Origin of the sequence: Streptomyces sp. NPDC002265, from assembly GCF_040296125.1 — a bacterium.
Lineage (GTDB): Bacteria > Actinomycetota > Actinomycetes > Streptomycetales > Streptomycetaceae > Streptomyces.
In genome coordinates, this window is record NZ_JBEOWS010000299.1 from 1 (window position 1) to 12441 (window position 12441).

10 protein-coding genes are annotated in these 12441 nt (G+C 72.9%); 5 read left to right on the forward strand and 5 right to left on the reverse strand.

From position 1 onward, the window contains the following. From ABT085_RS35690 to mtnA, 5 genes are all read right to left on the reverse strand, one after another. On the reverse strand, window positions 1-394 hold a 394-nt coding region (locus ABT085_RS35690; protein WP_502982879.1), incomplete at its 3' end, for a ComF family protein. Window positions 395-702: 308 nt separating this feature from the next. Next, window positions 703-2544 (reverse strand): LpqB family beta-propeller domain-containing protein, encoded by a 1842-nt coding sequence (locus tag ABT085_RS35695; protein ID WP_351617681.1) that lies wholly within the window; start codon window positions 2542-2544, stop codon window positions 703-705. Further along, entirely contained in the window at window positions 2534-4597 is a 2064-nt protein-coding gene (gene mtrB, locus ABT085_RS35700; RefSeq protein ID WP_351617684.1) for an MtrAB system histidine kinase MtrB, read from the reverse strand. The genes ABT085_RS35695 and mtrB overlap by 11 nt, the downstream gene beginning before the upstream one ends. 1 nt (window position 4598) lies before the next feature. Then, window positions 4599-5288: a two-component system response regulator MtrA gene (gene mtrA / locus ABT085_RS35705; protein WP_187284748.1), complete on the reverse strand. Its 690-nt coding sequence runs from the start codon at window positions 5286-5288 to the stop codon at window positions 4599-4601. 191 nt (window positions 5289-5479) lie between these two features. Further along, entirely contained in the window at window positions 5480-6622 is a 1143-nt protein-coding gene (gene mtnA / locus ABT085_RS35710) for an S-methyl-5-thioribose-1-phosphate isomerase (protein WP_351617686.1), read from the reverse strand. Between the two features lie 140 nt (window positions 6623-6762). Between mtnA and ABT085_RS35715 the strand changes: the two genes are divergently transcribed. Genes ABT085_RS35715 through ABT085_RS35735 form a run of 5 tightly spaced genes read left to right on the forward strand, consistent with a single transcriptional unit; the run spans window position 6763 to window position 12349 of the window. After that, window positions 6763-8073 (forward strand): hypothetical protein, encoded by a 1311-nt coding sequence (locus ABT085_RS35715; protein WP_351617688.1) that lies wholly within the window; start codon window positions 6763-6765, stop codon window positions 8071-8073. A 4-nt stretch (window positions 8074-8077) separates the two neighbouring features. Further along, entirely contained in the window at window positions 8078-8857 is a 780-nt protein-coding gene (locus tag ABT085_RS35720; RefSeq protein WP_351617690.1) for a DUF4129 domain-containing protein, read from the forward strand. Further along, on the forward strand, window positions 8854-10050 hold the full coding sequence (locus ABT085_RS35725) for a DUF4350 domain-containing protein (protein WP_351617693.1): 1197 nt from the start codon (window positions 8854-8856) through the stop codon (window positions 10048-10050). Before ABT085_RS35720 ends, ABT085_RS35725 begins: the two co-directional genes overlap by 4 nt. Beyond that, window positions 10050-11039 (forward strand): AAA family ATPase, encoded by a 990-nt coding sequence (locus ABT085_RS35730; protein WP_351617698.1) that lies wholly within the window; start codon window positions 10050-10052, stop codon window positions 11037-11039. The genes ABT085_RS35725 and ABT085_RS35730 overlap by 1 nt, the downstream gene beginning before the upstream one ends. Continuing rightward, window positions 11039-12349 carry a DUF58 domain-containing protein gene (locus ABT085_RS35735; RefSeq protein ID WP_351617696.1) on the forward strand — a complete coding sequence of 437 codons (1311 nt, stop codon included), beginning with the start codon at window positions 11039-11041 and terminating at the stop codon, window positions 12347-12349. Before ABT085_RS35730 ends, ABT085_RS35735 begins: the two co-directional genes overlap by 1 nt. The last annotated feature ends 92 nt before the right edge of the window (window positions 12350-12441 follow it).

The window sequence follows — 12441 nt, forward strand, 5'->3', positions numbered from 1 at the left end:
GTCCGGACGCCACGGGAACGAGCAGCACCGGCACCTCGGCACCCGCCGCGGCCCGGCGGGCTCCGGGCCCGATGGCGCCCCCGCAGGCCCGCGTCCCGGCCGCTGCGAGCCCCGACCGCACGGCTCCCGCCAGAGCCGTGCCGAGCGGCCCCGCGAGCGCCAGCACGCCCCGCTCCTTGTGCGCCAGCAGCACGGCCCGCACCTCGTCCCCGTACCGCGCCGCCGCGTACACGGCCGGCAGTCCGGCCGGCCGCGGCACCGGCCGCACCCGGCCCGGTGCCGCCCCGTGCAGAGCGGCCCGGCACGGCGTGCAGAGCACCGTACGAGGCCGTCCGCAGCCCCCGCACTCGGCCGGCAGCATCAGATCGGTGAGGTCCCGCCACCACCCCCGCATGTCCACCACTGTGCCCGCACCCGCGCCACTCGGCCAGGCCTGTGGAAAACACCCTGTGGAAAGCTCCGCGCATTGCCGTCGGACAGTCGCCCCACGCATCCCCGCACATACGCAGGCGCCCCACGCGGCAGCGAAACGACAGGACCGGCCGGAAAAGCGGACGGCCGCCTCCGTACCGGGGACACCCCGAACGAAAGCGGCCGCCCGCTTCAACCTTTTATCCGGAAAGAATCCGGAACATCTGTCTTCGCTCTGTCTTCGCTCTGTCTTCGCGCCCGCACCCGGAAAACCGGATCCGGCCGGCCGGATCACCCCGGATAAACCGGAGCCGATCCGTCCTTGACCACCTTCTGCCACTGCGCACCGGAAGGCAGCCGGACGATCCCGTCCTCCGAGTAGGCCGCCAGTGGCAGCTGCTCGTCCTCGGAGGCGGCGATCTCCTTCACACCGGTCACGGCGGCGGGCGTCGGCCCCTCCGGCACGGAGCCGTCGACCTCGACGTAGCGCATCTGCTGGACGCCGCCCTGCTCGCGCCCGACCACCACGAGCCGGCTGTCGCCGGCCCACGCCATGGTCGTGACCTCTTCGAGCTCAGGGGTGGCGGACCGCAGTTCGAGGACCGACACCACCGGCCGCTCACCGTCCTTCTCGTCCCGCTCGATCCGCCCGATGAGCAGGGACTCCTTGCCGTCCTGGTCCTCGACCACGAGCGCGATGCGCACCCCGTCGGCGGCCACCCGCACGTCCCTGATCCGCCCGGTCAGCGCCGGAGCGCGCACTTCCAGCGGTACGCCCGCGCCCTTCTCCAGCAGCAGCAGCCGCGGGGCGGCCGGGTTGCGGTCGGCCACCCACAGGTCGCCGCGCGCGTCCCAGCTGGGCGTGGTCAGCCGGTCGGTCTCGGTCTTGCCCGTGCTGCGCAGCACGGGCTCTCCGACCGAACTGCCCGAGACCAGGGAGCCGACGTACAGCGACTTGCCGTCGAGGCTCACTCCGGCCGCCGTGTGCTCGTCCCGCGAGACGGCCGCCGCCCGCAGCTGCTTGACCTCCTCGCCGAGCGCCCCCGGCACCGGCTCGGCCCTCGGCGTGTCGCCGGCGCCGCCCGGGATCCGCACCAGCCGGTGCTTGCCGTCGATGAAGTACAGGTAGTCGGGGTGGCTCGCCGAACCCCGCGAGGCGACGGCCAGGGCCGATTCCTCGTCGAGCGAGCACAGCCGTGCGCCGCCCGCCCGCAGCTCGACCTCGTCCACCGCCGGGGTGAGGTTGTGCAGCGTGTACAGGAGCTGGGCCGCCATCTCGATGCACTGGGTCCGCCCGACCCGCGCGGCCTTGTCGTTCAGCGGCACGGTCAGCTTGTTCTGGTCGTCGGGCGTCAGCGAGGTGACCCCCTTGTCCAGCGCCGTACCGGTGGGGAAGCTCGACCTGACGACCGGCCGCAGCCAGCTGGTGGGGCCCTGGAGGAGGGAGCGCACCATCTCCGTCATCGGGTCCACGCGCTCGCGTACGTAGACCGGATCGGCCACGCCCGTCGGCTGTCCGTTCCCGGCGTCCGCGCTGTTGGAGGCGAAGTAGTACTTGTTGACGGACATGTAGTTGCGCTCGAAGTCCGACTTGCCCATGACGACGCCCTGCGGCAGCCCGTCGATGCGCCACTGCCCGGTCTTCTTGTTCTTCGTGAGGTGCACCGGCCGGCTGTAGCGCCCGGAGGCGGGCGTGTACGCCTGCTGGGCGTCCACGCCCGCGACCATGGTGCCGGTCAGGGTGAACGAGTAGTCGTCGCCGTCCACCCGGCCCCCCGACGGATCGGCCTGGGGGTTCGGCCCGTCCAGCAGCACCGTGGTGGACATGTCGGGCGCCCAGGTCTGTCTGGCCTCGCCCGTCAGATACTGGCGTGCCGTCGCATACGTCGGATCGTCGCTGGTCAGCGCCTCCAGAAAGCCCTGGACGATCTCCCCGGGCTGCGCGTTCTCCCGGGGCGGCATGGCGAACACCCGCACCTGGATGTCCTGGCGCGGCGTGGACTCCACACCGCGCAGATCCCCGTCGTCCGGCATCGACGCACACCCCGTCAGCAGTACGACCCCACTGGCGGCGTAGGCCACCACCGCGCGCCCCGGCATCCGCCGGGCGCCCCCCTCGCGGTCAGCGCCCACGAAATGCCTCCCCTTGCTTGTCCGCGTCCTGGGACCGGGCGTCCCGGCGGGCCGCGGCCGCCTCCACAGCGGGCGTGTCGTCCTGTCTCGGCCCGCCCGTGGCGGGCCTGGGCACGACGCGCGCGCCGTTGCCGGGCAGCGCGGTCGGGTCCACGGTGGCGGGCACACCGGCCGTGCGCGGCCCGAGCGGAGCCCGCGACGACGTCTTGTGCTCACCGGTCGACTGCATCGGCACGGTGGCGGCCTTCTCGCCTCCCCCGCGCGGGATACCGGCCTCGTCGAGCCCGCGGTTGCGCCGCGAGTCCTTGGGTTCCAGGGGTATCGGCGAACCGCGCAGCGGCTCGTCCGCGGTGCGCGGCAGCGTCAGCCGGAACTGCGAACCGCCGCCCGGCTCACCCCAGGCCTGCAGCCAGCCGCCGTGCAGCCGCGCGTCCTCCAGGGCGATGGAGAGGCCGAGACCCGTACCACCGGTCGTACGCGCGCGTGCCGGGTCCGCCCGCCAGAAGCGGCTGAAGACGCGGGTGGCCTCGCCGGGCTTGAGCCCGACGCCGTAGTCGCGCACCGCGACCGCGACCGCACCGCCCGCCGACGCGAGCTTGACGACCACGTCCCTGCCCTCGCCGTGCTCGACCGCGTTGACGACGAGATTGCGCAGCACGCGCTCCACCCGGCGGGCGTCCGCCTCGGCGACGACGGGCTGCTGGTCGCCGACGACCCGTATCGTCGTGCCCTTGCGCTCGGCCAGCGGTTCGGCACCGCTGACCACGCGCCGCACGACCTCCCTGAGGTCGATCGCCTCGGCCTCCAGGGCCGCCGCGCCCGCGTCGAAGCGGCTGATCTCCAGCAGGTCCGCGAGCAGCGTCTCGAACCGGTCCAGCTGGTCGGCGAGCAGTTCCGCCGACCGCGCGGTGACGGGGTCGAAGTCCACGCGCGCGTCATGGATGACGTCCGCGGCCATCCGTACGGTCGTCAGCGGTGTGCGCAGCTCGTGCGACACGTCGGAGACGAACCGCCGCTGCATCCGCGACAGGTCCTCCAGCTGCTGGATCTTCAGCTGAAGGCTCTGCGCCATCTTGTTGAAGGCCTCGCCGAGCCGCGCGATGTCGTCCTCGCCGGTGACCTTCATGCGTTCCTGCAGGCGCCCCGCGGACAGCCGCTCGGCGATCCCGGCGGCCATCCGCACCGGCGTGACGACCTGACGCACCACGAGCCACGCGATGGCCCCGAGCAGTACGACGACGAAGAGGCCGGCCGTCGCCAGGGTGCCCTTGACCAGGCTGAGGGACTTCTCCTCCTGCGTCAGCGGGAAGAGGTAGTACAACTGGTACGGGTCACCGTTGGGGTCGTTGACCTGCTTGCCGATGACCAGGGCCGGCTGGGGCTCCTTGTCGTCGTCCTTGTAGGCGATGCGGGTGTACTCCTGCGCGGCCGCCGTGCTGCTGTCGATGCGCGCGCGCAGTTCCGCGGGCACGCTCTTCGTCGGGTCGACACCGCCGGAGGCGCGCGGGCCGCGGCCGCCGCCGCTGTCGTCGCCCGCGGGCAGCGTCACCACGTCGAAGGCGCCCTGGCCACCGCTGGAGAGCGACAGCACGAGGTTGCTCATCCACTCGATGACGTTCTGGGACGGCCGACCGTCCACCGGCGCGGTATCGCCATCGGTACCGGCCGCCGCCTCGTCGGACTTCTGCTTGGCCACCGCGAATCCTCCGGTGGCCTGGCTCTGCGAGGCCTTCACCTTGGCGTCCAGCAGGCCGTTGCGCACCTGCCCGATGACGACGAAGCCCAGCAGCAGCACGACGCCGAGCGACATCAGCAGCGTCGTGACGACGACCTTGAGCTGGATGTTGCGCCGCCACAGCCGCATGACGGGCAGCAGCGGCCGGCGCACCCAGCGCATGAGCAGGCGCAGCACCGGGCTGCCCTGGACTCCGCCCTGGAGCAGACCGCCCTCCCACAGACGTTCCCAACGGGAAGCCATCGTCCTCCGGTCGACAGGCCGCCCGGCTCGGGCCCCGTTCTGCCCGGACGCCGAAGCGGCGCTGTCACCGGTCATATCAGCTGGGTCCTGCCTTGTAGCCCACGCCTCGGACGGTCACCACGATCTCCGGACGCTCCGGGTCCTTCTCGACCTTGGAACGCAACCGCTGCACATGCACGTTGACCAGACGGGTGTCCGCCGCGTGCCGGTAGCCCCACACCTGCTCCAGCAGGACCTCGCGGGTGAACACCTGCCACGGCTTGCGGGCCAGCGCGACCAGCAGGTCGAACTCCAGCGGTGTCAGCGCGATCGACTGCCCGTCCCGCTTCACGGAGTGCCCGGCGACATCGATGACCAGGTCGCCGATGGCGAGCTGCTCCGGTGCCGGCTCCTCGGACCTGCGCAGGCGCGCCCGGATGCGGGCGACCAGCTCCTTGGGCTTGAACGGCTTCACGATGTAGTCGTCCGCGCCGGACTCCAGGCCCACCACGACATCGACGGTGTCGCTCTTCGCCGTCAGCATCACGATCGGCACCCCGGACTCCGCCCTGATCAGGCGGCACACCTCGATGCCGTCCCGTCCGGGCAGCATCAGGTCCAGGAGCACCAGGTCGGGCTTGCTCTCACGGAAGGCGGCCAGCGCCTTGTCACCGTCGGCTACGAAAGACGGCTCAAAACCCTCACCACGCAGCACAATGCCGAGCATCTCGGCCAGTGCGGTGTCGTCGTCGACGACAAGGACTCGTCCCTTCATAAACGACATCATCCCATTCTCGTAACGGTGAAGGAGGTGCAGGTGAGCAGGGTCACCGGCCTGTGACGATAGTCGTACCCGGCCATCACTGTCTGCCCTCGGCCACGGACATCGGCGTCCCCGTTCTTCACGGGCGGCACATCGCCGACCCGCAGACCGTGACCGGCGAGGCGTCCACGTCGCCTCGCCCCACCCTGATCACATCAGCCGATCGCCGTCTCGCGCGACCCGGCGCACAGCACGGAGAGAGCCTCGGCCGTCACGGGCGAGACGACACCCTCCTCGGTGACGATCGCGGTCACCAGCTCCGGCGGTGTCACGTCGAACGCCGGGTTGTACGCCTGGGTGCCCAGCGGCGCCACCGGAACCCCGCCGCCCGCCCCGGTGGACTGCGCCTGCGGCGCCATGACCTCGGTCACCTCGAACCCGGGGCGCTGCTCGACCTCGATCGATGCCCCGTCCGCCGTGTGCAGGTCCACCGTCGTCACCGGCGCCACCACGATGAACGGCACATGGTGGTAGCGCGCGAGCACCGCGAGCGGGTAACTGCCCACCTTGTTCGCCACCGATCCGTCGGCCGCGATCCGGTCGGCCCCGATCAGGACGGCGTCCACCTCGCCCGCCGCGAACAGCGACCCCGCCGCGTTGTCGGTGAGCAGGGTGTACGCCATGTCGCTGCGGGCCGCCTCGTACGCGGTCAGCCGCGCGCCCTGAAGGAGTGGACGCGTCTCGTCCACCCACAGGCGCCGCAGCCGCCCCGCCCGATGTGCGGCGAGGGCCACCGCGAACGCGGTCCCCTCCCCGCCCGACACCAGCGATCCGGAGTTGCAGTGGGTGAGGACACGGTGTCCGCCGCCGGGCAGTAGCTCGTCCAGCAGGCCCAGCCCGTGCCCGGCCATCCGGGCACTGGCCTCCGCGTCCTCCCGGTGCAGCTGCCGCGCCGCGGCCAGCGCCGCCCCGGCCGCCTGCCGCGGGGCACACCCGCGGGCCAGCGCGGCCGCGTACGCCGACCGGGCCCTGCGCACACCGACGGCGAGGTTCACAGCCGTGGGCCGGGCGCCGGCCAGCGCCGTCGCGGCCTCGTCCACGTCGAACCCGCGGGCGGCGGCGAGCGCGACCCCGTACGCCCCGGCGATGCCGAGCAGCGGCGCCCCGCGCACGGCGAGCGAGCGAATCGCCTCCACCAGCGCGGACGCGTCCGTACAGACCAGTTCGACCTCCTCGCCCGGCAGTCTCGTCTGGTCGAGGAGCACCAGCACCGGGCCCTCGGGCGGCTCCTCCCAACGGATGACGGGTATCCCGGTCGGCCGCTTGCCCTCGCCTGCTTGCGCGTACTGATCAGCCATGCGGTCAGTCTGCCCCGGATCCGTCGGACAATTGAAGGCGTGCAGCCCCGACCGCGGCCGGTCCCCCGATGACCACCCCATGGCACGATGTCTGCCAACCTTCCGCCGCGACCGCGGACGGGCACCGTGAAGGAGCGACGATGAAAGACACTCCGGGCTGGGCCTCGCCCGGATCCGCCCCGTCCGACGGGCAGACGCCCGATGCGTCCGGCCCCGCCGAGCCCACCGCCGCACAGCCGGCGGGCCCCTCGGACACGGACCCGCAGAACCCCGCCGCAAAGTGGTCCCAGGTGCAGCCGCCGCCGGCCCAGTGGTCCGCGCCGGCCGCCCCGCCGAACACCGGCCAGGCCCCGCCGCCCCCACCGCCCGTCCCGGGCCAGGGCCAGCGGCCTCCCGTCGGCCCTGGGGGCTACGGAGGTCCCAGCAGCCACTACGGCTGGGGCGCGGGCTGGGGCGGCCCGCCGCCCGCAGCCAAGCCCGGGGTGATCCCGCTGCGCCCGCTCGGCGTCGGCGAGATCCTCGACGGCGCGGTGGCCACCATGCGCGCCCACTGGCGCACGGTGCTGGGCCTGTCGCTGGCCGTCGCGGCCGTCACGGAGACCGTCGTCGTACTGCTGCGAGGCCTCGTCCTGGACGAGAGCGCCGGCACCGAGGCCCTCGACGACCCGAGCGCGACGGTGAGCGAGCTCACGCGCGCCATGGAGTACTCTCTCCTCAACTCCGGTGTGCTCGTCGTGATCTCCATGATCGGCACCCTGGTCGCCACCGCCCTGCTCGCCACCGTCATCAGCCGCGCGGTCATCGGCAAGCCGGTGACCACCGGCGAGGCCTGGCGCGACGCCCGGCCGCAGGGCGCGAAACTGTGCGGACTGATCCTGCTGCTCCTGCTCCTGACGTTCGGTGTCGCCGCCGCGGGCGCGGTGCCCGGCATCCTCGTCGCCGTCGCGGGAGCCGCGGCGCCGGGTGCCGCCCTCGCCGTCCTGGGCAGCATGGGCACCGCCCTCGTGGCCCTGTGGCTGGTCGTCCGCTACTCGCTGGCCGCACCCGCGCTGATGCTGGAGAAGCAGGGCATCCAGAAGTCGCTGAGCCGCTCGGCGAAGCTCGTGCGCGGCGCCTGGTGGCGGGTCTTCGGCATCCAGTTGCTCGGGGCGTTCATCGCGAACATCGTCGCCGCGATCGTCGTCGTCCCGTTCACCCTGCTCGCCGCCGCCCTGAGCGGAGGCGGCGTCTCCGGCTTCCTCACCAGCGGCAGCGACTACGGCTGGACGTTCCTCGTCATCAGCGGCATCGGCTCGGTGATCGGCTCCATGATCACTTTCCCGATCAGCTCGGGCGTCACCGTGCTCCTCTACATCGACCAGCGCATCCGCCGCGAGGCGCTCGACCTCGATCTGGCCCGCGCCGCCGGCGTCCAGGGCTACAGCAGCTCCGGCGCCACCCCCGGGAGCTGATGCGGTGAGTCCGACGGGGGGAGTTCTCACAGCACTGCCGGCACTGCCGCACACCACCGGCACGGCCGTGCGCGCCCTGCTGCGCGCCGGCGACACATCCCTGGGGTCACTGGCACGCTCCGACGAACCGCCGGTGACGATCGGGCGGGATCCCGCGCGGGAGGCGGCCCGCCACGAGCTGTCCAAGAGCGTGTACCACCAGAACGACCCCGGCCTGTTCGAACGCGCCCTGAACGCCGTGTGGGAGTGGATCGGCAGACTCCTCGGCACCGCCTCGACCGCGTCCCCCGGGGGGACGGTCGGACTGGTCCTGATCGTCCTGGCCGTGGTCGCCGTGCTGGGCGCCCTGTGGTGGCGCCTGGGCACCCCGCGCCGCCCGCCCACGTCCTCCCCCGCCCTGTTCGACGACCGGCCCCGCACCGCCGCCGACCACCGTGCGGCCGCCGAGGCGCACGCCGCCCAGGGCCACTGGAACAGGGCGGTCCAGGAACGCATGCGGGCCGTCGTCCGCTCCCTGGAGGAACGCGCTCTCCTCGACGTCCGCCCCGGCCGCACCGCCGACGAGGCCGCCGCGGAAGCGGGCCGCGCCCTGCGCGAGCACGCCGACCGGCTGCGCACCGCCGCCCAGGACTTCGACGACGTGACGTACGGCGGACGCACGGCGAGCGAGCAGTCGTACCACCGCATCGCCGAACTCGACCGCGATCTGGAGAGCGCCAAGCCCGACCTCGCGGCCGGCACCCCCGGCACGGCCCACAACGCCCGCCAGGGAGCCGCCGAATGACCGAAGAGGCCACGCTCCCCTCCACCTCGGTCTCGCTCTCCACCCGGCATCTGTGGACCCGCGCGCGCGGTATCGCCCTCGCTCTCGTCCTGCTGCTGGCCGGGGGCGTCGCGATCGCCGTGATCCGCTCCGACACCAGGCACGGCACACTCGACCCGCGCTCCGTCGACCCCTACGGCAGCCGTGCCGTCGCCGCACTGCTCGCCGACCGCGGCGTCGACACCCGTGTGGTGACGACCCTCGACGAAGCCCGCGCCGCGGCCGGCCCGGACACCACCCTGCTGGTCGCCGTCCCCGACCTTCTGACCCAGAGCCAGCAGAGCCGACTGCACTCCGCCACCGCCGGCACCGGCGGCCGCACCGTGCTCGTCGCCGCGGGCAGCTGGTCCGTCGAACGGCTCGCCCCCGGGGTCACCGCGGACCCCGCCACCAGCTTCGACGCGACGCTCTCCCCCGACTGCGACCTGCCCGCCGCCAGGCGCGCGGGCAGCGCGGACACCGGCGGTATCCGCTACACCACCACCCACAGCGACGCCGACGAGTGCTACCCCAGCCAACGCCTGGCCACCCTGGTACGCGTCCCGGACGCGTCCGGCAGCGGCGACACCGTCGTGCTCGGCGCCCCGGACATCCTCTACAACGACACCCTCGACGAGCAGGGCAACGCCTCGCTCGCGCTTCAACTCCTCGGCTCGCGCCCCCATCTGACGTGGTACCTCCCCTCGACGGCGGACGACTCGGCAAACGACCAGAACGCCGGGACGAGCTTCCTGGACCTGCTCCCGTCCGGCTGGCTGTGGGGCACCTTGCAGCTCTTCGTCGCCGCAGCCGTGGCCGCCCTGTGGCGCGCACGCCGCCTCGGCCCCCTGGTGCCCGAAAGACTCCCCGTGGCGATCCGCGCCTCCGAGACCGTCGAAGGCCGCGCCCGCCTCTACCGCAGAGCGAACGCCCGCGACCGCGCGGCCACCGCTCTTCGCTCCACCACCCGCACCCGCCTCGCCCCCCTCGTGGGCGTCCCCGTGGCCCAGGCGCACGCGCCCGAGGCCCTGCTCCCCGCGCTCTCCGCCCACCTGGACGGCGAAGGACAGCTGTTGCACTCCCTCCTCTTCGGCCCGCCGCCCAGCGACGACACGGCCCTGATCGCACTCGCCGACCAACTCGACGCCCTCGAAAGAGAGGTACGCCGTTCATGATGGACCCGACCACTGACAACGCCGGGTACACCAGGGATCAGGGCGGCGCCCGGGCCGCCCTGGAAGCCCTGCGCGCCGAGATCTCCAAAGCCGTGGTCGGCCAGGACCCCGCCGTGACCGGACTCGTCGTCGCCCTCCTCTGCCGCGGACACGTTCTCCTTGAAGGAGTCCCCGGAGTCGCCAAAACGTTGCTCGTCCGCACCCTCGCCGCCGCGCTCGAACTCGACACCAAGCGCGTCCAGTTCACGCCCGACCTGATGCCGAGTGATGTGACGGGCTCTCTGGTCTACGACACCCGCAGCGCCGAGTTCTCCTTCCAGCCCGGCCCGGTCTTCACCAACCTCCTGCTCGCCGACGAGATCAACCGCACCCCGCCCAAGACCCAGTCGTCCCTCCTCGAAGCCATGGAGGAACGCCAGGTCACGGTGGACGGCACCCCTCGTCCCCTCCCCGACCCCTTCCTGGTCGCCGCGACCCAGAACCCGGTCGAGTACGAGGGCACGTACCCGCTGCCCGAAGCCCAACTGGACCGTTTCCTGCTCAAGCTGACGATCCCGCTGCCCTCCCGCCAGGACGAGATCGACGTACTGACCCGGCACGCCGAGGGCTTCAACCCGCGCGACCTGCGCGCCGCGGGCGTACGCCCCGTCGCGAGCGCGGCCGACCTCGAAGCCGCGCGCGCCGCGGTCGCCAAGACGACCGTCTCCCCCGAGATCACGGCGTACGTCGTGGACATCTGCCGCGCCACCCGCGACTCCCCGTCCCTCACCCTCGGTGTCTCCCCGCGCGGCGCCACCGCGCTGCTGTCCACCTCGCGCGCATGGGCCTGGCTCACGGGCCGCGACTACGTCATCCCCGACGACGTGAAGGCCCTGGCCCTGCCCACGCTCCGGCACCGCATCCAGCTGCGCCCCGAGGCGGAGATGGAGGGTGTGACGGCCGACTCCGTCATCAACGCGATCCTCGCCCACGTCCCCGTCCCGCGCTGATGGGAGTCACCGGACGCGCCGCGCTGCTCGCGGCACTCGGCTCCGTCCCCCTCGGCGTCTGGGCCCCCGGCTGGACGGGCGTTCTCGCCGTGAACGCCTCCGTGGCGGTGGCGTGCGCCTGCGACTTCGCCCTCGCGGCGCCGGTACGACGTCTCGGCCTGACCCGTTCCGGCGACACCTCCGTCCGCCTGGGCGAGGCCGCCGACGTGACCCTCACCGTCACCAACCCCACCGGTCGGCCGCTGCGCGCGCAGCTCCGGGACGCCTGGCCGCCGAGCAGCTGGCAGCCCGGCACGGAGGGCCCCGCCTCCCGTCACCTCCTGACGATCCCCGCGGGCGAGCGCCGGCGTGTCACCACCCGGCTGCGGCCCACCCGCCGAGGCGACCGCCAGGCGGACCGAGTGACGATCCGCTCCTACGGGCCCTTGCGTCTCTTCGCCCGTCAGAGCACCCACCGGGTTCCCTGGACGGTGCGCGTCCTTCCCCCTTTCACCAGCCGCAGACACCTCCCGTCCAAGCTCACCCGCCTGCGCGAGCTCGACGGCCGCACCAGCCTGCTCACCCGGGGCGAGGGCACGGAGTTCGACAGCCTGCGCGAGTACGTGCCCGGCGACGACACCCGCTCCATCGACTGGCGCGCCACCGCCCGGCACACCTCGGTCGCCGTCCGCACCTGGCGCCCCGAGCGCGATCGTCACATCCTGCTGGTTCTCGACACCGGCCGCACTTCGGCGGGTCGCGTGGGCGACGTCCCACGGCTGGACGCCTCGATGGACGCGGCACTGCTGCTCGCCGCCCTGGCGTCCCGCGCCGGTGACCGAGTCGGCATGCTCGCCTACGACCGCCGGGTCCGTGCCCTCGTCCAGGGCCGAAGCGCCCGTGACGTCCTGCCTTCCCTCGTGGACGCGATGGCCACGCTCGAACCCGAACTGGTCGAGACGAACGCTCGCGGCCTTACGGCGACAGCCCTCCGTACGGCCCCTCGCCGTTCCCTGATCGTCCTGCTCACCACGCTCGACGCGGCTCCGATGGAGGAGGGTCTGCTCCCTGTCCTCGGCCGGCTCACTCAGCGCCATACGGTGCTGGTGGCGTCCGTCGCCGATCCGAACATCGCCCGTATGGCGACGGCCCGCGGCTCGGTTGACGCGGTCTACGAAGCCGCGGCGGCCGCCCAGGCCCAGTCGGAGCGCCGGCGTACGGCCGACCAGCTCCGTCGCCACGGAGTCACCGTCGTCGACGCGCCCCCCGATGAACTGGCTCCCGCGCTGGCGGACGCATACCTGGCGCTGAAATCGGCAGGCCGCCTCTGAACCGGACGGCTGGGGCGAGCCTTTCGTAGCGGGCTCGCCCACGGAATCTCACGCGATACCACTTCGCCCTCAAACGCAGAAAACCCCCGTGC

What these genes read in the sequence shown, in the direction of transcription:
- mtrB (WP_351617684.1), bottom strand. Translation starts at nt 4,597, where the DNA reads ATGACCGGTGACAGCGCCGCTTCGGCGTCCGGGCAGAACGGGGCCCGA.
- mtrA (WP_187284748.1), bottom strand. Translation starts at nt 5,288, where the DNA reads ATGATGTCGTTTATGAAGGGACGAGTCCTTGTCGTCGACGACGACACC.
- mtnA (WP_351617686.1), bottom strand. Translation starts at nt 6,622, where the DNA reads ATGGCTGATCAGTACGCGCAAGCAGGCGAGGGCAAGCGGCCGACCGGG.
- ABT085_RS35715 (WP_351617688.1), top strand. Translation starts at nt 6,763, where the DNA reads ATGAAAGACACTCCGGGCTGGGCCTCGCCCGGATCCGCCCCGTCCGAC.
- ABT085_RS35725 (WP_351617693.1), top strand. Translation starts at nt 8,854, where the DNA reads ATGACCGAAGAGGCCACGCTCCCCTCCACCTCGGTCTCGCTCTCCACC.
- ABT085_RS35730 (WP_351617698.1), top strand. Translation starts at nt 10,050, where the DNA reads ATGGACCCGACCACTGACAACGCCGGGTACACCAGGGATCAGGGCGGC.
- ABT085_RS35735 (WP_351617696.1), top strand. Translation starts at nt 11,039, where the DNA reads ATGGGAGTCACCGGACGCGCCGCGCTGCTCGCGGCACTCGGCTCCGTC.